Origin of the sequence: Chitinophaga sp. W3I9, from assembly GCF_050434025.1 — a bacterium.
Classification (GTDB): domain Bacteria; phylum Bacteroidota; class Bacteroidia; order Chitinophagales; family Chitinophagaceae; genus Chitinophaga.
In genome coordinates this window covers 2,606,327-2,629,085 of sequence record NZ_JBNPWC010000001.1, presented here as the reverse complement: position 1 = coordinate 2,629,085, position 22,759 = coordinate 2,606,327, and the positions used below count along the sequence as shown (strand labels likewise).

Below are 22,759 nucleotides of genomic sequence, written 5' to 3'. Positions count from 1 at the left end.
ATTTAACATATATTTACAATAACATCGCCACTTCAGCGTATGGTGTGATCTGCAGCGATAGCGATATCCTTAACACCACATTATTGTACCTATGAACTTCCATATCCATCATCCCGCGGATGCATTACGTCCGTTTGTAAAGCAATATTATTATTGGGAAGACGATACCCGTGGTATTATTCAACTACCACAAAACCTGTTTGCCCTGGGCGATCAGTACATGGTATTCATTCTCGAAGGGAAGGCTGAAGTTAAACCAGTGAATCACAAGGCATTCACCTTGCCTGCGGGCTCTGTGCTGGGGCATCTTACCTGCGCCTGCCAGTTACAGGTGCAGGGGCCGGTAAAGGCAGCAGTAATACAGCTGAACGCTTATGGATGCTACCGGCTTTTAGGTATGGATGCCGCTAATTTCACCAATTACTACCGCAACCTGTTGGCCGCCGGACAACCTGTGTGGCAGGAACTGATCACGGCCCTCCAACAGGAAAAGGAGCCGCAACGCATAGAGTCATTGCTGGATGGTGCTTGTCTGCAGGCGCTTTCACAGCAACCGGGCAATCTCCGTGAAGTAGACGACATGGCGGATTACCTGGTGATCATGCAGGGAAATGTAAGCATGGACGAACTCACCACCCGCTACGGACTTTCCCGTCCCACGCTTGAAAGACTCTTCAGCAAAATAGTAGGTATTCCGCCGCAATTATATGCGCGGATGATCCGCTATAAAACCGCGCTGAGTGCGCTCCGCCAGCTAAACTTACCACAATGGCAAACACAGGTGGAAGCAACATCCTGGTACAACCAGGCCATGTTTATAAAAGACTACCTGCTGTTTAATCATGAAACGCCTTCTTACTTTACTCCGTCAACAGGAACTATTGCACATATGCAGGTAGATAACCTGCAGCAGGTGGCAGTAGCCAGTTAAGAAAAAGCTGCTTTTGCAGCAATATAAAAAAACAAACTTCCGGGAGCAGGCAAGCCTGTTCCCGGAAAAACCATGCTCGATATAACCCTCACCAATACACGAAAAAGTACAATACCATACTTTTTATTTAACTTACTTTTTCTAACAGGCATTACTATGCAATATTCTGCAGCCCATTGGCGTGAACAACTAAAACTGCAATCTCATGTTGAAGGCGGCGCATTCCGCGAAACTTACCGGTCGGAGTGGGTACTCGACATGAAAACCCTGCCTGCCGGCATGAGTGGTAACCGCAATGCATCTACCTGCATTTATTTCTTACTGGAAGAAGGAGAGTTTTCTGCATTCCATCGTATCGCAGCCGATGAAATCTGGCATTTTTATGATGGCAGCACATTGACTATCTACGAGATCGTTCCCGGTGGAGAACTGCTGATACATAAGCTTGGACGCGATATTCAAAACAATGAAAGCCTGCAGGTGATCATCACCGCGGGCAACTGGTTTGCTTCCCGCGTGGAAGTGCCCGGCGGATACGCCCTTGCCGGCTGCACCGTAGCGCCCGGCTTTGATTTTGCAGATTTTGAACTGGCTGAAAAAGCGCCGTTGCAGGCGGCTTACCCGGAACATGCGGCACTGATCGACAGTCTTACCAGGTAACGGTAACGGCTATCCGCTGCAGGCTCCTTACTTTTCACTAAATTTAGGTATGAAAAAAGCCCTTTATCTCGTTGTATTTATATTATTCGCGCTCCTGATCTTTTGGCTGGGCAAGCGTTTTGGCAGTACCAATGTGAGCCAGCAGGTAATTTCCAACAGCACTATTGTAAAAGAAATTGCAGAACTGGCCAGCCTGGATGTACAGGGAAGCGCCAGTATCAAAAGGAGTAATATTGAAAACAGCGGCGACTGGACTGATAACCTGAAGAAAGCATTCCTTGAAAATACAGTATGGGTAACTATTCCGTACCAGGCCAAATACGGCGTAAACATCGACGATAAGTTGTTTAAAGTGCAAATGACTGATAAGAAGATCATTATCAGTTTACCGGCGCCCCGTTTGCTCAGCTATGAACTGAAAATGGACCGGATGGAAACCTCGAACCGTAAAGGCTGGCTCCAGTTCCAGGATGACGAAACCTATACCGATGTTCAGAAAAGTCTCTATCGTACCTCCCGTGCCCAGCTGGAAAATAACCCCACTTACATCCAGCAATCCAAAGAGAAAATACAGAAGGTAATGGAGCAGTACTATGCTCCATTCCTGAAGGACCACACCCTGGAAATCCGGTACGACGGCGAAACCAGTGCACCGGCTTTAAACTAACCGCTACGCCGCTTCCTGCGCAATATATTTTACCAGGCTTCTTTTGGCGATGGGCAGCAAGGTTTCATCTACCGGCACCACCAATGGCGTTTCCACGCAATACACCGCAGGGTTGGGTAAATTATTCCGTTCCCGTATCAGCATGCCTTTAATATGATTGATGGTATGCACCAGGTCTTTTTTATAGGCCTGAAGGTATTGGGTATGAATACCCCGGTATTTCTCGTCATGTCTTTCAAAAATAGTAAGCCGGTAAGTGTATACCAGCGTTTGCCGGCCACGACCGTCGCACAACAGCAGATACCCTTCGGCTGTTTCCAGCGGCACAAGCCCCACCGGGAAAATACTGAGATGTTCCGCCACGTATTCGTAAATCTCCGTTCCTTCCTTAATAGTGCTGTTTAACTGTGGCAGGGAATAATGGATGATGGACTCCAGTTCTTCCATCAGTTCATCATCTGCAATCAATTGCTCGTACAATAGCTCCAGCTTCTGGATGTTCACTGCGGTAAGCCTTTTTGGAAACTGCTGCTGTAAAAACTGTTTGTTGTCCCGGAACGCTATCAGGTTGTTGTAATGAAAGATAATGTCTGACAACTGCGGGTACAGCCTGCTCTGGGTAAAGTGTTGATTAATGTCCTGTAAATAAGCCAATAGCGTGTACTTTTTGAGCTCAAAGTCTATGTAACCATCGGCAAACCATGTTTCACTTAACGCTCCCATATGAATTTAATTTAATGGATCATGTACTGAATTTACGAAAAAAAAACCGTAAAAAGGAGCGTTTATAAGGGTCAGAGCACTATTTTAAATAATATTTCCATGCCAGTCAAACAAAGTACTGCAAAGGATCTGGCTATGTCAAGTGGTAGTAAAAAAGAAGGTAATTACAAAAATATTTTAACGCTAACTTTTTTATTAGCGTAATTTTCATAACTTCAGTATATTATTTTTCATTTTTTTAATTTCAGTTATCATGAACATTTACGTAGCCAACCTGCACTATAGGTTGAACGATGAGGATCTCCATCAGATTTTCAGCGATTTTGGAGAGGTTACCTCCGCTAAGGTTATCAAAGACCACGAAACAGGCCGCTCACGTGGTTTTGGCTTTGTGGAAATGCCTAATCAAGAAGAAGGAGCAAAGGCTATGGATAGTTTGAACGGCAGCGAAATCGAAGGTAAGCAATTGATGGTAAACGAAGCAAGACCTAAACAACCGAATAATAATTTCAAAGGTGGCGGTGGTAATAACCGTGGCGGCGGAGGATATGGTTCCCGCGACCGTCGTTATTAATAATCCCCTTTATTCGGCACTAAGGAACTAAAAAGAGACGCTTTTTCGGGCGTCTCTTTTTTTGTGGCTGTTAAAAGACAAAAAATGCAGCAGAAAAAGATTCCTGCTGCATTCCTGCTAATACAATAGCTATCTTAAATTCCTCTCTTCGGATCAAAATTCTCCAGTTCCTTCGCTACTGCGCTCAGGAAAGTAGAACCCAGGGAGCCGTCTACAATGCGATGGTCGTAAGACATCGACAGGTACATCATGTGCCTGATGCCAATGGTATCACCGTCTTCCGTTTCAATAACCACCGGGCGTTTCTTGATGGCGCCCACTGCCAGGATGGCCACCTGCGGCTGATTGATAATGGGCGTACCCATCAGGCTGCCAAAGGTGCCTACATTGGTAAGCGTGAAAGTACCGCTCTGGGTATCTTCCGGCTTCAGCTTATTCTGGCGGGCAGAATTGGCCATATAGTTTACCTGTTTGGTTAACCCGGTGAGGTTCAGCATATCTGCATTCTTGATCACCGGAACAATCAGGTTACCACTTGGCAATGCGGTAGCCATACCTATGTTGATGTCTTTCTTGATAATAATCTTATCGCCGTCGAGCGAGCAGTTGATCAGCGGGAAACGCTTGATACACTTCACAATGGCTTCTATAAACAGCGGCGTGAAAGTCAGTTTTTCACCTTCACGTTTTTCGAAATCCCCTTTTACACGATCGCGCCATTTCACCATGTTGGTCACATCGGCCTCGGCAAAGCTGGTCACATGCGGACTGGTTTGTTTGCTCATTACCATGTGGTTGGCAATCAGTTTACGCATGCGATCCATTTCAATAATTTCCACATTACCGCTATAGGTTGGGGAAGCCACGGTAGTGGTCACCACCGGCTGACGGGTAGTGGCCGCTGCTGTTGAGGTTGCCGGTTCCGGCGTTACATCCGGAATCACCTTTCCTTCGCGGCGGTCGGCTACGTATTGAAGGATATCTCTTTTGGTTACGCGGCCATCGTTGCCGGAACCGGGGATTTTTTCCAGGTCGGAAAAGCTGATGCCTTCCTGTTGTGCAATGGTAAGTACCAGCGGGGAGTAGAATTTGGCTCCGCCACCGGAAACAGGCGCTTCGGCAGCAGGTGTATATGCCGGCGCTGTAGTGAATTTTGGTTCAGTGGCTGCAGGTGCAGCAGGCGTAACAGGTGTGGAAACCGCTGCTGCATCGGCATTGGTATTAATGCGGGCAATGACTGTACCTACCGGCACCACATCATTTTCATTGAAGAGCAGTTCTGTGATTTCGCCTTCCGCGGTGGAAGGAACTTCGCTGTCCACCTTGTCGGTGGCAATTTCAAGTACGGTTTCATCTACTGTTACGTGATCGCCCGCCTTTTTATGCCAACGCAAAATGGTGGCTTCCATGATGCTCTCCCCCATTTTTGGCATTACCAATTCTACAATGGCCATAAGATTGATTTTTGCTTTAGTGCGCAACAAAAATAAGGGAATTGTACCAATTCAAAATACGTGAATATCCCTATTCCAGAATGAGTTTGCGCAACTCATTCATGGCGTAGACAGCTGTCATTTGCGTATTCCGTTCCCGGTCGTAACGCAGCTGGTGTTTTATGGTGACTTTTCTCTTTTCATTTCCTACCGCTATCCAAACGGTGCCCACCGGTTTTTCCGGCGTACCGCCATCAGGTCCCATGATCCCGGATACGGCAATGGCATAATCAGTTTGCAGCAGTGCCAAAGCGCCGGTCAGCATTTCAAGCACAGTGGCCTCACTCACGGCGCCATGCGCCTGCAGGGTTGCTGGATTCACGCCTAACATCTTTACTTTCATTTCATTCGCATACGTTACCGCACTGCCTTTGAAATAAGCGGAACTACCAGGAACAGCGGTGATCCAGCTGGCAATCAGTCCGCCGGTACAGCTTTCCGCGGTACCCATGGTTTTCCCTTTCTCCTTTAACAGGTTACCGAGTACTTCGCCTATAGAAATATCCTGGTCTGTTACCGTGATATCTGCCAGCAGGTCTTTCAGCTGGTGAAACAGGATGCTCACTTCTGCCGCCACTGATAATTTATCTTTCCCAAAACCGGTTAACCGGAGTTTCAAGAGGCTGTAACTGGGCAGGTAAGCCAGTTTGATGTGGGCAGGGAGCTTTGCTTCAAAAGCAACCAGCCGTTCGGCAATAAAAGATTCGCCCATGCCGGAGGTAACCAGCGTTTGATGTACTACTGCCGGGGTTTTGAAATGGCTGGCCAGCCGGGGCAGCACGTAATCTTCCATGATCCCCTTCATTTCATGCGGCACCCCGGGCATGGATACATAGATCTTGCCTTCTTTCTCAAACCACATTCCCGGCGCGGTGCCTCTCTTATTTTCAATAACCGTGGCCGTTTCCGGTACCAGGCTCTGGTCCAGGTTCCTTTGCAGGATGGGCAGCCCCCTGCTTTCAAAAATATGCAGTACGTTATCCAGCGTTTCCTGGTGCTGTACCAGCCGGGTATTGAAGTATTCACACAAGGTGGGCTTGGTGATATCATCGGCCGTGGGTCCCAGCCCGCCGGTGATCAGCACAATATCCGACACCGCCGATTCTTTTGCCAGGGCGTCCAGGATATCATCCCTGATATCGCCAATGGCTACACGCCGGTGTACCCATATGCCCATTGCATTCAGTTGCTGCGCCATCCAGGCAGAATTGGTATCAATCGTTTGGCCTATCAACAGTTCATCTCCGATGGTGATGATGCTGGTGGTGATTTTATCCATAATGCGTTGTTTATACTGCTATTCAAAAAACGGTGCCAGTATTTTCTGCAGCTCTTCCGGCAAGCCAGCTTTCTGCTTCGTTTTCACATCAATGAATACCAGTGTGGTCACTCCAACATTCAGCAATTCATTCTTTTCGTTATACAACTCACTGTGAAACTGTATCTTAGAACCCTTCGGCATCTCCTTTAGTATAGTCTTCACCGTTATCAGGTCGTCGTAATAGGCGGGCCGCAGGTATTTCACATTCAGTTCGGCTACCGGCATAATCACGCCCTGTTCTTCCAGCTGCCTATAGCTGAAACCCAGTTCACGTATGGCTTCTGCCCTGCCTACTTCGTAATACAGCCCGTAATTGCCATAATACAGGTATCCCATCTGGTCTGTTTCCCCATAACGCACCCTGATTGTTGTTGTACTGATAAACATGGTTCCCCGCTATTTTTATCCTAAACGTTTACTTGAAAATTTTATTTGCCTAATGCGCCATCCAGTGAAAACCTGCCCGGTCCAGTGAAAAGCAGCGTTACAAATGCTGCCAGGAAAAGAATCGGCATTTCTTTTTCTGATACCGGGTCGTGGCCGTGAATCATAAAAATGATCACTCCCATACAAATGACCAATGGCACAGAAGCCAGTCTGGTTAACAGTCCCATGATCAGCAACACCGCGCAGAACACTTCTGCAAAAACCACCATTCCCAAAGAAATTTTATGTCCTACTCCCAATGGATCAGGAAAAGAATTCATTTTGGCAGTAAAATTGATCAGCTTGGGCCAGCCATGCAGGAGTATCAGACCACCGGATATCACCCGGAGCACCAGCATGGAGAAACTTACAGCGCCATTCGAGTAGCCGGCAGAGAACAGTTTTCTCATAGTAGGTAAGGTTTTTGTTCTTAAAATTATTTTCCGCAAGATAAATGAATAGCTTTTGCCTTGCTACCGGAGTTATCCACATTGTTAGAAACACAATCGGAAAGGAAAAGATATAACTTTTATATTTGCTGATACCACCTGGTTCGTTTCTCATCATGAACGCCGGCGGCACTCAGGCATCAAAGAAACGGACTACCAGGGTCAGGCCACGACAGAGTACTTCCCCGGCTGGAAAATATTTCCTCCCGGGATTCGTTTTAAACGCATATTCAAGAAATAACAGCTATAGCATGCAATTTATAAGAAGAGTTTTTGTTCCCGGACATCTGTACATATCACTCCTGGCCTTTACGGGTACAGGTTTGATAGGGCTGCCTGCCGCACAGGCGCAGCAAACACGCATTTATACAGATCCGGAAAAAGTGTTCAAGGACGCCCAGCAATATTTCCAGCAGGAAAAATATGCCGTGTCCATGCAGCTTTTCAAGCAAACCCTTGATAACATCGACTATTTCCACGAAACCAACCGAGACCTGGTTAAAACAGATGCGTACTACTATTATACCATCTGCGCACTGAAACTGCAACAGGACAATGCGGAAAAACAGGCGCAGGAATTCCTGAAACTGGCCAATAACAATGCCCGGGAAGAACTGGTGAGCTATCAACTGGCAAAATATTATTTCCGTCAGAATAAACTCAAAGAGGCCATTCCCCTCTACGAGAAAGCCAATATCGAAAACCTCTCCAACGCAGAAATTGCAGAAGCAAAATTTGAACTGGCCTATTGCTATTTTAATTTAAAAGATTTTAAAAAGGCACAGCCCCTGTTTGCCTCCATCAAAGAAGTACCGGGCAAATACAGCATTCCTGCTAATTATTACTATGGTTTCATCAGCTACTATAACCACCAGTATGCAGAAGCACTCAATAGTTTCCAGAAAGTAGTGAACGAACCGAAATACAGCAACGTAGTGCCTTATTACATCGCTGAAATTTATTACTTCCAGGGAAAAACAGATCAGCTGATCGCCTACACCGAGCCACTGCTGAGACAAGGCGGACAATACTACGAAGCAGAGCTGAAACAATTACTCGGTAAAGCCTACTTCGAAAAAAAGAACTATCCGAAAGCATTGCCCTACCTGCAGGATTTCCAGGATAATGCAGATGACGTGAGAAACGAAGATATCTACCAGTTATCATACGCTTATTACCAGACGAATAACCTCTCAAAAGCGATCGCCGGATTTAAACAACTGAGCAGCTCCAAAGACTCACTTGGACAAAATTCCATGTACCTCCTGGGCGACTGCTACCTCCGCACCGGTCAGAAAGCCAATGCACGCAATGCTTTTGCCTTTTGCGCCAACAACAGCTCCAACGCGCAGCAACAGGAAATTTCCAGGTTCAACTACGGTAAATTATCGTACGAACTGGGCTACCCCGATGCGGCGCTCAGCGAACTCACACAGTTTGTAAAAACATACCCGCAATCTGCTTATAACAAAGAAGCCCGGGAAATACTCGTTAATCTTTTCATGAACAGCAATAACTACAAAGACGGTTTAGCGACCATTGAATCGATTCGCGATAAAAACCCGACGGTGCTGAAAGCTTACCAGAAAGTAGCCTACGGCCGCGCCACCCAGCTGATCAACGACCAGCAACTGGCAGAAGCCGACCGCCTGCTGGATGTGGCCATCAGCAACCCCTACGATCCACAGATCAAACAACTCGCCCATTTCTGGAAAGCAGAAATTGCCCTTCGTCAGAATAAAACAGACCAGGCGGTTACTAACCTGAACGCCTATCTGAATAATACGGCCCCGGTGTCCGGTGAAGCTAACGCACAAACCGCCAGCTACAACCTGGGATACAGCCTCCTGAAACAGGACAAATTCACGGAAGCACTGCCTTACTTTGAATCCGCCCAGCGCACCAGCGGCCCTAACGCAGAACGCATTGCCACCGACGCCGCCCTACGCAGCGCCGATTGTTATTATATGCTCCGCCAGTTCCCGAAGGCACTGGCGCTGTACGACCGCATCATCAGCAACAACGCTCCCGGCGCTGATTACGCCACCTACCAGAAAGCCGTGATCCTCGGCTTACAGGGCAAGCAAGGCGAGAAACTTGCACTGCTCAAACAACTGGGTAACAAGTTTCCATCGTCCGGCTTTAATAACGAAACAGATATTGAGATAGCCAATACCTATCTCTCGGAAGAAAAATATACAGAAGCCATTCCTTTCCTGGAAAATGTTTTACAGAAACAACCCAACGGACCGAATGCACCACGCGCACTCCTGAAACTGGGTTTGAGCTACTACAATAAAGATAACGACAGTAAAGCGCTGGCCTATTACCGCCAGGTAGTGGAGAAATTCCCTAACTCGCCGGAATCCAATGAAGCCCTGCAAAGTATGAAGTCGATTTATGTTAGCCAGGGCAAAACCGACGACTACCTCGCCTTCCTGAAAGCCAGCGGCAGAACCGTTACCGCTTCTGCTGAAGACTCCCTGGCCTATGCTGCTGCTGAAGCCCGCTTCACCAGCAACGATTGTACAGGCGCCACCAGCGGCTTCAACAACTATATCCAGAAATATCCGAACGGACAATTTATCCTGCCGGCCTACTTCTATAAAGCAGAATGCGCTTATAACAGCAAAGACTATACGAGCGCATTGCCCGCCTACGAATTTGTATTATCCCGCAACAACAGTTTATATGCAGAAAGATCTGCGCTACAGGCGGCTAACATCAATTTCTACCAGGTAAAAAATTACGATAAGGCAAGAGGCTACTACCTGCAACTGCAGGACCTCGCTACCAGCAAAGAAAACAGTCTTACTGCCACCAGGGGATTACTTCGCAGCAACTACCAGCTGAAACGTTGGGACGAAGTAACCAACTATTCAGAAATGTTACTGGCTGCCGCCAATATCAGCACGGATGATCAGATCATCGCTCACTTCTATCATGGTAAAGCATTGCAGCAGGCAAAAGATTATGCCGCCGCCCTGTCGGAGTTCAAAACAGTTGCCGGCATGACCAAATCTGAAACAGGCGCCGAAGCCCGCTACAACATTGCGGATTGCTACCTGCAACAGAATGAACTGGATGCTGCTGAAAAAGCTGGTTTTGATGTGATTAAAAATACGCCGTCCTATGAATACTGGGTGGCTAAATCATATATCCTGCTGGGAGATGTATACGCCCGCCAACAGGATTATTTCAATGCAAAAGCTACTTACCAGAGCATCGTTACCAACAGCTCTATTCCTGAGCTGAAACAGGAAGCGAAAGATAAACTGGCCAAAGCGGAAGCAGAAGAAAAAACAGCCGGTAAAAAACCGAAGAAATAATCACCCGGATTCTGGAATCTGACATTAAGCGCAACAAAGCATGAACATTCAAGCAATATATAACAAACGAACTTTTATCATATCAGCACTGGGGCTGACGGGAATGCTGTTTTCACAGAAAGCAGCCGCTCAGGAGGTATTGAAACAGGAAACGATTGATATCATTTCCACCAACCAACCCAAACTGCGCGACGCCTACAAACTCAATCTCACAGCTTCTTTGCCGGGTATCGATACCACCCGTCCTTCCATGAAGTACGAGATACCGGCGCTGAACCTGAACTTTATGTACCAGGCCATGCCGCTCAAACCGTTGGCACTGGGTAAAGATTCATTGTCGTACCTGCAGAACAACTTCGTGAAACTCGGATATGGTAATTATAAAACACCCTATGTGCAGGCTGGGTTCGGCAGCGGCCGGCAGGATATGTACAACTACGGTTTGTACGTAAACTACACCGGTTCCAAAGGCAAGGAAATTCCTGACCAGGATTATAGTAACCTCAATGTACTGGCCGCGGGCACCTACCTGTTGCCAAAGTTCCGGTTCGACGGAAGCGTCGGGTACGACCGTAATACCGTTCACTACTATGGCTATGGCCACGATACGGCCAGCTATAAAAAGAAGGATATCGAGCAAACGTTTAACCAGATCACCGCTTCGGTAGGCATGCAGAACAGGCCGCAAAACGACTGGGCATTTACCTTCCAGCCAAAAGTGAAGTTTATTCTTTTCAACGATTCCTACAAGCGCACAGAAAATACCTTCCAACTGAATGTACCGGTACGTAAGCAGGTGTTTGAAGATATCTACATAAAAGTAGAAGGTGTGTTTGATCTTTCTACCTATAAAGAAGATAACAACCGCGCCATCAACAACAACATCGCTTCTATCCACCCTGCAGTGGATATCATGAAACCGGGGTTTGTGCTGCATGCCGGCGTAAATCCAACGTGGAGCAACGGCGAATTTTACCTGCTGCCCGACATCGTGAATGAGTCGCACCTGATCCGTAAAAAACTGATCCTGAGCAGTGGATGGATTTCCTATTTTGAAAAGAATTCCTATCGCAACCTCGCCAATAAAAATCCGTTCCTCGCCGGCTTACCGGGAGAAATGATGAATACCCGCGTAGAAGAAAAATATACCGGTATCAAAGGTACGCTGGGCAGCCATTTCAACTATAACACCAAATTCGCTTCTGTTACCTGGTACAATATGCCGCTGTTTGTAAACGACAGCGCCGATACCAAGAAATTCACCACCCGTAACGAAGCCCAGCTGCGCGCTTTCCAGCTGCATGGTGAAGTAGGCTATATTGAAGAAGAAAAATTCCAGGCCCGCGTAAGCTTCGACTGGTATAATTATAACAAACAGGAAACGGAAGTGCAACCATGGCACCTGCCCGCTTTCCAGGGCGATTTGTTTGCACAATACACCATCGCCAAAAAATTACACCTGAATGCCGACCTCTTTGCACTGAGCGGCAGCTATTACCTGCTCCCCAACAAAGACTTTGGCAAAACCAAAGGCGCATGGGACCTGAATGCAGGCGCATCCTATGATATCAGCAAAAATTTCGGACTGTGGGTGAATGCAAATAACCTGTTCAATACGCACTACCAGCGGTATTATCTTTACCCTACTTATGGGTTCAATATTGTGGGTGGTGTGATGATTAAGTTTTAACTTTATACGCGGATTTTGTCTTTCTCGCTGATTATACTGATTACCAGGATTTGATCTTTTTTTGATTTTTTTGATTTTGGGGGAATATATGCGAGTATATCCACTTATATCTTCGAAAATCCTTTATAAAATCACAAAAGTTCAAATCCTGGTAATCAGTATAATCAGCGTAATCAGTGAGAAAGACAAAATCCGCAGCATTATTCACTAAAAATTGCTCCACTTGATACTTCAGCAATATATCCAGGAAGTGCTGTTTAAACAGCGGATTTGTGTAGTACCACAGCTGGGAACATTTTCTGTACAACATTTTCCGGCGCATTATAACGACCACGCCCAAACGCTTACGGCGCCACGTGAGCAGGTGATGTTTACCCAACAATGGCAGGACGATGGTTCCTGTGTGGAATGGATAGCCCTTAAGGAAAACCTGGTGCCGGCAGTAGCACAGCGGAAGCTGGAAAAATACCTGGAAGAGCTGAAAGCAGAACTTCAATCCGGGAAGCCACTGGTATTACCGGGTATTGGTCAGTTGCAGGGCGACTTTACCGGCAACATTCACTTCCATGCAGAGGAGCTGCCGGTAGAAAAAGAAACACTGGATATTAAGCCGATAGAACGCACAACAGATAGCCGCTCTGCGCCAGCATTTGTTCCACCGCCGCCTTTGGAGGCGCTGGAGCCTGTTATGACAGAAGAGGTAGAAGATACATTGGAAGCCGTAACAGAAGAAAGTGGTTTTAAATGGTGGTGGGCAGCTATTCCCATTGCGGCTATTGTAATTGGATTAGCCGCCTGGTGGTATTTATCGGGTGTTTCAAAACCAATAGCTGAATCCGAAACTCCCGCTGATACGGAAGTCAACGCGCAACAGCTCGCCGCCGCTGCTGCAGATTCCATACAAAAGGTCCTGGCCGACTCCACAGCAAAAGCTGCGATTACGCCCATTACCTATTATGCAGTGGTGGAAAGATACAAAGACAGCAGCATCGCTGTAAAAAAACAAAAGCAACAACTCGCCTGGGGAAAAACGCTGGTTCTTTATAAAAGGGACAGCATGTACAGAACTGCGGTGGAATTGCGCTCACTGGCAGCAGATACAACCGTGCAAAGGGATAGCATCCGCAAAATATTTGGCAATAAAGTATTTCTTGAATTTTAGCTGTTAAGCTTTGATTTCAGCGGCTACAATTTCCAGCCCCTCCGCAAAAGTACGGGGCTGATAACCCAGTTCTTTGGCCGCCTTATCTATTATCAGCCCGGTTTTGGCAGGACGGGCCGCCGGTTGTGCCAGTGTTTTGGCACTGATTTTTTCTACGAGGGAAGTATCCAGTTTAAAGTATTCAGCCGTTTGAATGGCCATATCATAGGGAGTGAGAATTTCATTTCCGGAGATGTTGAAGAAACCGTTTGCTTTCTTATCTGCAATCAGCAAACAACCCTTCGCCAGGTCGTGGCATAAGGTAGGCGTACGCCATTGGTCATCCACCACTTTCACTTTTTTACCCTGCTGCAAATTATTTTTTACCCAGGTAATCATATTATTGCGATGCGGATCTGCTACCACGCCATACACCAGTACAGTGCGGACAATGGCCCACTTCAGTTTGCTATTGATCACCAGTCGCTCTGCAGCTACTTTACTGGTACCATAATAATTAATAGGATTTACGGTAGCGTCTTCACTGTAAGGTCCCTGTAAGCCATCGAATACAAAATCGGTAGACAGGAAAATGAAGAAGGCGTTGCAACTTTCTGCCGCGTGTACCAGGTAACGGGTAGCTCCTACATTGGTATCCCAGCACGCATCTTTATTTTTTTCGCAGTCATCTACCTGCGACATGGCGCCGCCATGAATAATGATATCCGGCTGATGTTTTTCCACCAGCTGCTTTACGCTGCCGGCATCGCGGAGGTTCACCGCCTCATAAGTGTATTTATCCCGCAGGGGGAAACGATTAGGGCCTCTGCCTGTGGCTATCACATCATATTTTCCATCTTGCAGAAAAAGCGGGATCAGATGTTGTCCCAATAATCCGTTACTACCAGTTATAAGTACCTTCATAAAGCCATGTTCAATACGCTATTTCTAAAGATAAGAAAAAAAAGCTTTTAGCTGTTCACCAAAATGAGGCATTTCGATAACAGCTAAAAGCTGATCACCTGCAACTTTACTTGTGCATGCCCAGGTTATACATGGTGAACGCCCAGATATCAGCGGCTTCATCAATCATCTTGGAAGTGGGTTTGCCGGCTCCGTGACCTGCCTGTGTTTCAATACGGATCAGGGCCGGGTTTGGCCCGGCGTTATCTGCCTGCAGTGTAGCTGCAAACTTAAACGAATGCGCCGGTACCACACGGTCGTCGTGATCCGCAGTGGTGATCAGTGTAGCCGGGTAAGCGGTACCTGGCTTCAGGTTATGCAACGGTGAATATTTCAGCAGGTATTTAAACTGTTCTGCATGATCGCTGCTACCGTATTCCACTGCCCAGGCCCAACCGATGGTAAATTTCTGAAAGCGCAGCATGTCCATTACGCCTACAGCGGGCAGTGCCACCTTAAACAATTCCGGACGCTGCGTCATACAGGCGCCTACCAGTAAACCACCGTTGGAACCGCCGCGGATCGCTATCTTGCCGGGATTGGTGTATTTCGCTTTCACCAGGTATTCAGCTGCACCGATAAAATCGTTGAATACATTCTGTTTCTTTTCCATCATACCCGCTTTGTGCCAGGCTTCACCGTATTCGCTGCCACCTCTCAGTGATACTACGGCGTATATGCCTCCCTGTTCCATGAAGTATAGGTTGGAAACGCTGAAAGAGGGCGTCATGGCAATATTAAATCCGCCGTAGCCGTAGAGCAACACGGGGTTATTACCATTCAGCCGGATCCCTTTCTTGTAGGAAAGGAATATGGGAACACTTTCGCCATCGGCACTTTTAAAGAATACCTGTTTGGTTTCGTATTCCGCAGGGTTGAATTTTACTTCTGCCTTATTATATAAGGTAGAAACGCCGGTGGCCACATCATATTTATATACAGCAGGCGGCGTAACAAAGGAAGTATAAGTATAAAAGAATTCCTTGTCTTCTTTCTTGCTGCCAAATCCACCAGCGGTTCCGAGGCCAGGCAGTTTCACTTCATGTTCTAGCTTACCTTTATAATCATACTGGTAAACCCTGGTAGAAGCGTCTTTCAGATAGGAAAGGAATAATTTGCCGCCGGCAAGGCCCACTCCCTGGAGGGCTTCTTTCTTTTCCGGAACAATTACTTTCCAGTTGGCTTCCGCAGGATTGGCGGGGTCTATCAGCACAATTTTATAGTTGGGTGCGTTATGATTGGTGCGCACCAGCAATTTATCCCCATCGTTATCTATTACGTCTGGTTCGTTAGCGAAGCCTTTTACCAGCAGGGTGAATTCTTTTTGTGCGGGGTTTTGCAGGTCGCGGTACCAGAGTTCCCGGCCGGAAGTACCTTCCGAGGTAGAGAGGATCAGGAAACGCTCATCTTCTGTTACGTCTACGCCGGCGTTGCGCAGCGGGTGTTCTTTATCCACATAGATCAATTCATCCTTCTCCTGCGGATCGCCCAGGCGGTGGTAGTATACTTTCTGGAATTCATTCTTTTGGGATAGTTTGTTTTGTTCATCGGGTTTGTCGTAGCGGCTGTAATAGAAGCCATCACCTTTCCACGACAGGCCACTGAACTTTACCCATTCCAGTTTATCCGGCAGGAGTTGCCGTGTTTCCACGTTTATCACATAACCTTCCTGCCAGTCGGATCCTGCTTTGGAAAGCAGGTAGGCAAAATATTTCCCGTCTTTTGAAAACGACATGCTGCCCAGTGCGGTAGTACCGGCTGCTGACAGTTTGTTGGGATCCAGGAAAACTTCCAGGGTACCGCCTAAAGTGGCAGAACGGTAAAGAACGGACTGGTTCTGCAGACCATCATTTTTAAAGAAGTAATAATAGTTACCGTGTTTAGCGGGGGCGCCGTTTTTGGGGTAATTCCACAATTCTTCCAGTCTTTTGCGGATTTCTGCGCGGAAAGGGATGTGGGAGAGATAGTTTTCTGTTACCTTATTCTGGGCGTCCACCCATGCTTTTGTTTCGGGGCTGTGATCGTCTTCCAGCCACCGGTAAGGATCTGCGATCGGGGTACCGTGATAGTTATCTATGGTATCCACTTTTTTGGATTCGGGATAAGTAATCGTTTGCTGCTGCTGCGCTATTGCCTGCCCGGCGATTAAACTTACGCTCATAAAGATCCACCTCCTATTATTTTTTTTCGACATGCGTAATATTTTTTAAAAAATTTATCTACTTTGTTTGATGGAAATTAAAAATTTAGGTTATTTCATCAGATAACAGTTAGAAAACAATTGCAAAATGTTATTTTTGTGCGCCTTTAAGATATTTTTTTAGCAATTTATATGAAAAAACTGAACAACATTGCAGTCCTTACATCGGGGGGAGATGCTCCCGGGATGAACGCCGCCGTTCGTGCCGTTGTAAGAACGGGCATTTATCATCAGCTGAATGTGTATGGCATTATGTACGGCTATAGGGGAATGTTGAAGAACGAGATCTTCCCAATGGAGTCAAAATCCGTTGCCAACATTATTCAGCGCGGAGGCACCATATTGAAGACCGCCCGGTGCAAAGAGTTCTATGAATATGAAGGGCGAAAAATGGCTTATGAAAATCTGAAAAAACACAACATTGACGGGCTGGTAGTAATTGGTGGAGACGGCTCGTTTAATGGTGCGCAAAAGTTCAGCCAGGAATTTGATATTCCGTGTATAGGCTTGCCTGGTACTATTGACAAGGACATTGCAGGAACTGATTCTACGATTGGATTTGATACAGCTGTGAATACAGCGGTGGAAGCTATCGACAAAATCAGGGACACTGCCGATGCGCATGACCGTTTGTTTGTAATCGAGGTAATGGGCCGTGATGCCGGTTATATTGCGTTACACAGCGGCATTTCCACTGGTGCGGAGCACATATTGCTGCCTGAGCGCAAAACCGAAGTAAATGACATTATTGAAGAACTGCAGGCGAACGAACGCCGCAGAAAACTGGTTAACCTGATCGTAGTAGCCGAAGGCGATGAAACCGGCGGCGCTACTGAAGTTGGTCGTATCATTAAAGAAAGGTGCCCACAACTGGATACCCGGGTTAGTATCCTCGGACACATCCAGCGTGGCGGCGCTCCCACCTGCACAGATCGTATTCTGGCCAGCCGTCTGGGCTATGCAGCCGTAGATGCCCTTCTCGAAGGCATCCACAATGTAATGGTCGGTGTTGTCAACGACAAGATCCATTACACTCCTCTTGATAAAGCTGTAAAAGCCAAACAGGAAATTGACCCCGAATGGTTTAAGATTGTTAAAATTCTTGCGAGTTAAAAAATTAGACTTATGAGTACAAAGGATCTTTCGAAATACTATCACAAGCAGATGGATAACGCTGCGGGTAGAGAACACTCTTCGCACAAAACAAAAATCGTGGCTACCGTAGGCCCGGCATGCGATACCTATGAAGGCCTGCTGACACTGGTAAAGGCCGGCGTTAACGTTTTCCGCCTCAACTTTTCACACGGCTCGCACGAAGATAAACTGCGGATTATTGAATACATCCGCCAGATCAATAAAACAGAACCTTACACCGTAGCCATACTGGCCGATTTGCAGGGACCAAAACTTCGTGTGGGTGAAATCGAAAACAATGCACTCCCGCTGAAGAAAGGTGATATCCTCACTTTCGTAAACGAAAAGCTGGTGGGCAACATGGAAAAAATTTACGTTTCCTACCCTGACCTGTACAAAGATCTTAGAGTTGGCCAGAAAATTCTGCTGGACGATGGCAAAATCGAGACAATTGTAAAAGAAATTACTGCCAGCGGTGAAATCAAAGCGGAAGTATCCCTGCCAGGTGTACTGTCTTCCAAAAAGGGCTTTAACCTCCCGGATACCAAAATCTCCCTCCCTGCGCTGACAGATAAAGATATTATTGACCTGGAATTCATCATCGACCACGAATGCGACTGGGTAGCGCTCTCCTTTGTAAGAAGCGTAAAAGACCTGGCCGTATTACGCAAACGCCTGGAAGCACGTAATTCTAAAATGAAGGTGATCTCTAAAATTGAGAAGCCTGAAGCGATACAGAACCTGAAAGAAATTATCTGGGAAAGTGATGGCGTGATGATTGCCCGTGGTGATCTCGGTGTGGAACTGCCAGTAGAGCAGATCCCGATGATCCAGAAAGATATCATCCGCAAGTGCATTCACCGTGCAAAGCCCGTTATTGTGGCTACACAAATGATGGAAAGCATGATGGACCGCACCCGTCCGAACCGTAGTGAAATCACCGACGTAGCCAACGCCGTACTGGAAGGTGCTGATGCGGTAATGCTGAGCGGCGAAACTGCTACCGGTATGTTCCCGGAACTGGTTATCCAAACCATGAATAAAATTATCCAGGAAGTGGAAAAAGAAGCGATCATTTACAACCGCAACCTGATCCCTCACCGCCACTCTCCTACCTTCCTCAGCGATGCACTGTGCTACAACGCCTGTAAAATTGCGGAAGACCTGGACGCTGATGCCCTCATTGGTATGACCCAGAGCGGTTACACCGGCTTTATGCTGAGTAGCTACCGCCCACGCAGCCCGCTCTACATCTTCACCAAAGAAAGGTCGCTGGTAAACCAGCTGAGCCTGAGCTGGGGTGTACGCGCCTTCTACTACGAAGAAGAAGAAAGCCTGGATGATATCGTATTCGATCAGATCAATATCCTGAAAGAAAGAGGATTCATCAAATCAGGAGATGTAGCCGTTAACACCGGTAGCACCCCTGTCAAAGAACACCTGCCCACAAACATGCTGAAGATCACGAAAGTGGACTAATTGCTATAAGGATTTAGTAAGCGGCGGAGAGGAAGTTCCTTTTCGCCGCTTTTTTGTCAATAATATATACAGACTTGTCTGTTTTGTAAATTTAGCCTAATATTGCCTTATGAAAGAACAAGGCGCAAAAGAAAGAATCTTAAACACAGCCAGCGAATTGTTTTACAAGCAAGGCTACCAGGCAACCGGTATTAACCAGATCATAGAAGAAGCGGGGATTGCCAAAGCAAGCCTGTACCAGCACTTTCCATCCAAGGAAGCTTTGCTGACGGAATATCTACTGCGAACCCGGACCAACAACCACGCCGAGCGGATGGCTTATATTGACCAGCTTGCGCCTGGCAGGGAAAAGCTCATGGGCCTGTTCGAATACCGCCGCCGCCACATGGAAAAAAACAATTTCAGGGGTTGCGCCTTTATCCGCATCGCCTATGAACTGCCAGGATTGAATGAGGACGCACTTTTACAGGTACGGACGCATACCCAAACGCTGAAAACATTTATCACCGAACAATTACAAATCATAAAACAACCTTACCCCGCAGCGGAACTTGAAGAAATGACCGGCATGCTGTTGAATCTGTATGAAGGCGCGGGGCTTCAGGGCTATATCCAACGGTCCGCAAAACCGGTAGAAGACACGAAGAAAGTGGTTGCCAGGTTGCTGGATACACTTTGAAGCTGATAGATTGAGGAATTGCAACCAAAGGGAAACACATCTTTATAAATACCCGCGAATGCCGGATAAACAAAACTAAATACCAGCAACACTGCCGGAATATCACCAGCAAGGCTGGTAAAAAGCGCCGTAAAACATTAAAGTTTTCGCGGCGTATTTCCATCAATTATTTAGTGCATCCAATAACGTTATCTATTATAAAAAATTTACTCTCATGAAAACAGACCAGTCTGTATATATTAAACCAACCACTGTCAATCCATGGATATCGCTGGCAATTATCCTGCTGGCGCCACTTATCACTGTGATCGATGTATTTATTGTAAACATCAGCACACCGGCCATTAAAGCGTATTTCCATAGTTCGGACGCAGCGCTGGAACTGGTGATTGCCAGCTATCTCCTGGGTTACGCCGTGTTCCTCATCACCGGCAGCCGCACAGGCGATTACCTGGGCAAGAAGAAAGTATTTATAACCGGGCTGGCTGCATTCACCCTCACCTCAGCCATGTGCGGCTTTGCCACTTCCATGGAAATGCTGATTGTGTCCAGGCTGCTGCAAGGCGTGGCTGCAGCTTTCACCGTACCGCAAACCATCACGCTGATACAACTAAGCTTCCAATCGCCCGCAGACCGCGACAAAGCCTATGGCCTCTATGGTATGGCCCTCGGCACCGGCGCTACCCTGGGGCAGTTCCTCGGCGGCTACTTCATTACCTCGCACCTGATCACCGACAGCTGGCGGCTGATCTTCCTCGTCAATCTCCCGTTTGGTATTGTAGCAATGTTGCTGGCCTGGTTCTTTGTGCAGGAATCCGGTCAAAACAAAAGCACCCGGTTTGATATACCAGGCATCATCCTGCTCACCTTAGCCTTATCTCTCCTGATATATCCTGTTATACAGGGTGCAGAACTTGGCTGGCCTGCCTGGACTATCACCATGCTGGCAGGTGCATTCATATTATTAGGCGTATTCGTGTGGTATCAACACTGGCTGGGAAAACGGCAACGCGATCCGTTAGTACCGCTGGAACTCTTTCGTATCAGGAGTTTCAACACCGGTGTCATCAGCGTATTATTCTTCTTTGGTGTAAACACCGCTTATATTTTTATTGTAGCCATCTACTTTCAGAATGGATTTCATATGTCGCCTTTTACAGCGGGGAATTATTTCGTCATGCAAACCATTCCTTTCCTGCTGGCTTCTTTGTGGTCAATTAAAAATGCTGCACGATACGGTATCCGCCTGCTACAGTTTGCGTGTATACTAATGATCCTCTCTTTTATCTTACAATTAGTTTTATTTCAGGGAGATGTAGTAACACCTTACGATATCATGCCGTGTTTAATTATTTATGGCAGCGGATCTGGTTTGCTGATGCCATCATTATTAAAAGTGGCGATGTGGGATATGCCGCCGGCTAAAGCAGGAGCCGCCAGCGGCGTGTATTCTACGGTACAGCAGTTTGCCTCTGCGCTGGGCGTAAGCATGCTTGGAGGCATTTTTCTCTACCTTGCACGCCACTCCGGCAATTTTTATCTCGCTTATAAAATTGCGTTGTTCTGCATGATGGGTTATTTAGTAATAGTGATGATCGTGCTAAACCGGGTTAAGCGGTAACTGCTCCTTTTGTTTTCTTATAAGTACCCAGGTAAATAATCAGGGCAATGGTGATCAGTGCAGTACCGGCCACGCATATACCATTCCATTGTGCAAAAGACCATACCCATAGCCCGATGCCGGAGCCAAGTGAAGTGCCAATAAAACTGGTAGTCATAAACACCGTATTCAAACGGTTCCTTGCTTCCGGCAATAATGTGTAGATGCGGGTTTGGTTGGATACATGGATACCCTGTAAACCAAGATCAATAGCGATGATCCCAACGATGATACCTATAATATTGGCTTTAAAAACATAGAAGAGAAAATAACCGAGGAACAAAAAGATGATACCATAACCAATGGCAATGCGCGGATTCTTTTTATCTGCAATGCGTCCCACCAGTGGGGCGCCTAAAGCGCCGGCAGCCGCAGCAAGTCCCATCAACCCGATTTGTTCACTGGTATATTTAAAAGGCGCATCAGACAATAAAAATACCACGGTTGTCCAGAACATGCCAAACATAGCGAAACAACAGGCATTGATAGCCGAAGCTTCTCTTAATAAAGGCTGTTCTTTGATCAGCGTAAGCAATGATTTCATCAGGTCGCCGTAGCTTCCTTTGAAATTTGGTTTACTGGATGGAAAAGATGTAATCATGATCACCGCCAGCAAAGCGCTGATACACGCGGCTATCCAGAACATGGCACGCCATCCGAAATGATGTCCTACTACACCGCTGAGGGTGCGGGATAATAAGATGCCGACGAGTAAGCCACTCATAATAGTACCAATCACTTTCCCCCGGCTTGCAGGATCAGAAAGGCCTGCTGCCAGTGGCAATATCAGCTGCGGCACTACCGAAGTAAAACCAATCAGCAAACCCGTAATTTTCAGCATAGTGATATTCACCGACTCTGCAGCCGCCACCAGGGCCACTACCGCAGCCAGTGTCATCACCACTATCTGCCGCTTGCGCTCCAGTTTGTCACCCAGCGGCACACAAAATAACAGGCCCAGCGCGTAGCCCACCTGCGTAAAAAATGTGACCTGTCCGGCATTACTTTCCGATACGCCAAATTCGTTGCTCATCAACACCAGCAAAGGCTGGCTGTAATAAATATTGGCAACGATCAACCCCGTGCAAAGGGCCATTATCATGATATTCCACCTACTAAGCGCCATAAAATTGTACTGTTTTTTCCGGGAGATGCAAAGATAGCCTTTTCGTGTTTAGTAGTTGCCCTTTAGCTTTTAAGACGGGCTTTTAACGGAAAAAGGTAAATTTGTCGGACTATT

19 protein-coding genes are annotated in these 22,759 nt (G+C 46.9%); 11 read left to right on the top strand and 8 right to left on the bottom strand.

Annotated features, from left to right (window positions below):
- Positions 1–91: 91 nt before the first annotated feature.
- The 3 genes from QFZ51_RS11060 to QFZ51_RS11050 all read left to right on the top strand — a co-directional run bounded on the left by QFZ51_RS11060 (position 92) and on the right by QFZ51_RS11050 (position 2,258).
- Positions 92–931, top strand: a complete 840-nt coding sequence (locus QFZ51_RS11060; RefSeq protein ID WP_429045790.1) for a DUF6597 domain-containing transcriptional factor — start codon at positions 92–94, stop codon at positions 929–931.
- Positions 932–1,087: 156 nt separating this feature from the next.
- Positions 1,088–1,591: a cupin domain-containing protein gene (locus tag QFZ51_RS11055; protein ID WP_429045788.1), complete on the top strand. Its 504-nt coding sequence runs from the start codon at positions 1,088–1,090 to the stop codon at positions 1,589–1,591.
- A gap of 49 nt (positions 1,592–1,640) precedes the next feature.
- Entirely contained in the window at positions 1,641–2,258 is a 618-nt protein-coding gene (locus QFZ51_RS11050) for a DUF4230 domain-containing protein (RefSeq protein ID WP_429045786.1), read from the top strand.
- A gap of 3 nt (positions 2,259–2,261) precedes the next feature.
- Here QFZ51_RS11050 and QFZ51_RS11045 read toward each other — a convergent pair whose 3' ends face one another.
- Positions 2,262–2,981 (bottom strand): hypothetical protein, encoded by a 720-nt coding sequence (locus tag QFZ51_RS11045; RefSeq protein ID WP_370913482.1) that lies wholly within the window; start codon positions 2,979–2,981, stop codon positions 2,262–2,264.
- 253 nt (positions 2,982–3,234) lie between these two features.
- On the opposite strand from QFZ51_RS11045, the gene QFZ51_RS11040 reads away from it, so the two are divergent.
- Positions 3,235–3,555 (top strand): RNA recognition motif domain-containing protein, encoded by a 321-nt coding sequence (locus QFZ51_RS11040; protein ID WP_079468754.1) that lies wholly within the window; start codon positions 3,235–3,237, stop codon positions 3,553–3,555.
- 134 nt (positions 3,556–3,689) lie between these two features.
- On the opposite strand, the gene QFZ51_RS11035 is transcribed toward QFZ51_RS11040, so the two are convergent.
- The 4 genes from QFZ51_RS11035 to QFZ51_RS11020 form a co-directional block, all read right to left on the bottom strand.
- Positions 3,690–5,009: a dihydrolipoamide acetyltransferase family protein gene (locus QFZ51_RS11035; RefSeq protein WP_429045784.1), complete on the bottom strand. Its 1,320-nt coding sequence runs from the start codon at positions 5,007–5,009 to the stop codon at positions 3,690–3,692.
- A gap of 70 nt (positions 5,010–5,079) precedes the next feature.
- A complete protein-coding gene (locus tag QFZ51_RS11030; protein ID WP_370913484.1) occupies positions 5,080–6,327 on the bottom strand; it encodes a CinA family nicotinamide mononucleotide deamidase-related protein in 1,248 nt (415 codons plus the stop codon).
- 18 nt (positions 6,328–6,345) lie between these two features.
- The gene (locus tag QFZ51_RS11025) at positions 6,346–6,756 is read right to left on the bottom strand and encodes an acyl-CoA thioesterase (RefSeq protein ID WP_429045782.1); all 411 of its coding nucleotides are present in this window, start codon (positions 6,754–6,756) and stop codon (positions 6,346–6,348) included.
- Positions 6,757–6,797: 41 nt separating this feature from the next.
- Entirely contained in the window at positions 6,798–7,205 is a 408-nt protein-coding gene (locus tag QFZ51_RS11020; protein ID WP_370913486.1) for a DoxX family protein, read from the bottom strand.
- A gap of 290 nt (positions 7,206–7,495) precedes the next feature.
- On the opposite strand from QFZ51_RS11020, the gene QFZ51_RS11015 reads away from it, so the two are divergent.
- The 3 genes from QFZ51_RS11015 (at position 7,496) to QFZ51_RS11005 (ending at position 13,425) form a co-directional block, all read left to right on the top strand.
- Positions 7,496–10,573 (top strand): tetratricopeptide repeat protein, encoded by a 3,078-nt coding sequence (locus QFZ51_RS11015; protein WP_429045779.1) that lies wholly within the window; start codon positions 7,496–7,498, stop codon positions 10,571–10,573.
- Between the two features lie 40 nt (positions 10,574–10,613).
- Positions 10,614–12,263: a hypothetical protein gene (locus QFZ51_RS11010; protein ID WP_429045778.1), complete on the top strand. Its 1,650-nt coding sequence runs from the start codon at positions 10,614–10,616 to the stop codon at positions 12,261–12,263.
- Between the two features lie 223 nt (positions 12,264–12,486).
- Entirely contained in the window at positions 12,487–13,425 is a 939-nt protein-coding gene (locus tag QFZ51_RS11005; protein ID WP_429045776.1) for a hypothetical protein, read from the top strand.
- Between the two features lie 3 nt (positions 13,426–13,428).
- Here QFZ51_RS11005 and QFZ51_RS11000 read toward each other — a convergent pair whose 3' ends face one another.
- Both QFZ51_RS11000 and QFZ51_RS10995 read right to left on the bottom strand, forming a co-directional pair.
- A complete protein-coding gene (locus QFZ51_RS11000; protein ID WP_370913490.1) occupies positions 13,429–14,328 on the bottom strand; it encodes an SDR family oxidoreductase in 900 nt (299 codons plus the stop codon).
- A 106-nt stretch (positions 14,329–14,434) separates the two neighbouring features.
- Positions 14,435–16,528: a prolyl oligopeptidase family serine peptidase gene (locus QFZ51_RS10995; RefSeq protein ID WP_429045774.1), complete on the bottom strand. Its 2,094-nt coding sequence runs from the start codon at positions 16,526–16,528 to the stop codon at positions 14,435–14,437.
- Positions 16,529–16,699: 171 nt separating this feature from the next.
- On the opposite strand from QFZ51_RS10995, the gene pfkA reads away from it, so the two are divergent.
- The 4 genes from pfkA to QFZ51_RS10975 all read left to right on the top strand — a co-directional run bounded on the left by pfkA (position 16,700) and on the right by QFZ51_RS10975 (position 21,480).
- Complete coding sequence (gene pfkA, locus QFZ51_RS10990; RefSeq protein WP_370913492.1) at positions 16,700–17,680, top strand: 6-phosphofructokinase; 981 nt, start codon at positions 16,700–16,702, stop codon at positions 17,678–17,680.
- Between the two features lie 12 nt (positions 17,681–17,692).
- On the top strand, positions 17,693–19,180 hold the full coding sequence (gene pyk, locus QFZ51_RS10985) for a pyruvate kinase (protein WP_429045772.1): 1,488 nt from the start codon (positions 17,693–17,695) through the stop codon (positions 19,178–19,180).
- Between the two features lie 109 nt (positions 19,181–19,289).
- Positions 19,290–19,859: a TetR/AcrR family transcriptional regulator gene (locus tag QFZ51_RS10980; RefSeq protein ID WP_429045770.1), complete on the top strand. Its 570-nt coding sequence runs from the start codon at positions 19,290–19,292 to the stop codon at positions 19,857–19,859.
- A gap of 214 nt (positions 19,860–20,073) precedes the next feature.
- Positions 20,074–21,480 (top strand): MFS transporter, encoded by a 1,407-nt coding sequence (locus QFZ51_RS10975; protein WP_429045768.1) that lies wholly within the window; start codon positions 20,074–20,076, stop codon positions 21,478–21,480.
- Here QFZ51_RS10975 and QFZ51_RS10970 read toward each other — a convergent pair.
- Positions 21,470–22,645 carry an MFS transporter gene (locus tag QFZ51_RS10970; RefSeq protein ID WP_429045766.1) on the bottom strand — a complete coding sequence of 392 codons (1,176 nt, stop codon included), beginning with the start codon at positions 22,643–22,645 and terminating at the stop codon, positions 21,470–21,472. The two genes, QFZ51_RS10975 and QFZ51_RS10970, sit on opposite strands and share 11 nt — an antisense overlap.
- Between the last annotated feature and the right edge of the window lie 114 nt (positions 22,646–22,759).

Excerpts from the sequence above, each read along its gene's own strand:
- QFZ51_RS11060 (WP_429045790.1), top strand. The coding sequence starts at position 92 with ATGAACTTCCATATCCATCATCCCGCGGATGCATTACGTCCGTTTGTA.
- QFZ51_RS11055 (WP_429045788.1), top strand. The coding sequence starts at position 1,088 with ATGCAATATTCTGCAGCCCATTGGCGTGAACAACTAAAACTGCAATCT.
- QFZ51_RS11050 (WP_429045786.1), top strand. The coding sequence starts at position 1,641 with ATGAAAAAAGCCCTTTATCTCGTTGTATTTATATTATTCGCGCTCCTG.
- QFZ51_RS11045 (WP_370913482.1), bottom strand. The coding sequence starts at position 2,981 with ATGGGAGCGTTAAGTGAAACATGGTTTGCCGATGGTTACATAGACTTT.
- QFZ51_RS11040 (WP_079468754.1), top strand. The coding sequence starts at position 3,235 with ATGAACATTTACGTAGCCAACCTGCACTATAGGTTGAACGATGAGGAT.
- QFZ51_RS11035 (WP_429045784.1), bottom strand. The coding sequence starts at position 5,009 with ATGGCCATTGTAGAATTGGTAATGCCAAAAATGGGGGAGAGCATCATG.
- QFZ51_RS11030 (WP_370913484.1), bottom strand. The coding sequence starts at position 6,327 with ATGGATAAAATCACCACCAGCATCATCACCATCGGAGATGAACTGTTG.
- QFZ51_RS11025 (WP_429045782.1), bottom strand. The coding sequence starts at position 6,756 with ATGTTTATCAGTACAACAACAATCAGGGTGCGTTATGGGGAAACAGAC.
- QFZ51_RS11020 (WP_370913486.1), bottom strand. The coding sequence starts at position 7,205 with ATGAGAAAACTGTTCTCTGCCGGCTACTCGAATGGCGCTGTAAGTTTC.
- QFZ51_RS11015 (WP_429045779.1), top strand. The coding sequence starts at position 7,496 with ATGCAATTTATAAGAAGAGTTTTTGTTCCCGGACATCTGTACATATCA.
- QFZ51_RS11010 (WP_429045778.1), top strand. The coding sequence starts at position 10,614 with ATGAACATTCAAGCAATATATAACAAACGAACTTTTATCATATCAGCA.
- QFZ51_RS11000 (WP_370913490.1), bottom strand. The coding sequence starts at position 14,328 with ATGAAGGTACTTATAACTGGTAGTAACGGATTATTGGGACAACATCTG.
- QFZ51_RS10995 (WP_429045774.1), bottom strand. The coding sequence starts at position 16,528 with ATGAGCGTAAGTTTAATCGCCGGGCAGGCAATAGCGCAGCAGCAGCAA.
- pfkA (WP_370913492.1), top strand. The coding sequence starts at position 16,700 with ATGAAAAAACTGAACAACATTGCAGTCCTTACATCGGGGGGAGATGCT.
- pyk (WP_429045772.1), top strand. The coding sequence starts at position 17,693 with ATGAGTACAAAGGATCTTTCGAAATACTATCACAAGCAGATGGATAAC.
- QFZ51_RS10980 (WP_429045770.1), top strand. The coding sequence starts at position 19,290 with ATGAAAGAACAAGGCGCAAAAGAAAGAATCTTAAACACAGCCAGCGAA.
- QFZ51_RS10975 (WP_429045768.1), top strand. The coding sequence starts at position 20,074 with ATGAAAACAGACCAGTCTGTATATATTAAACCAACCACTGTCAATCCA.
- QFZ51_RS10970 (WP_429045766.1), bottom strand. The coding sequence starts at position 22,645 with ATGGCGCTTAGTAGGTGGAATATCATGATAATGGCCCTTTGCACGGGG.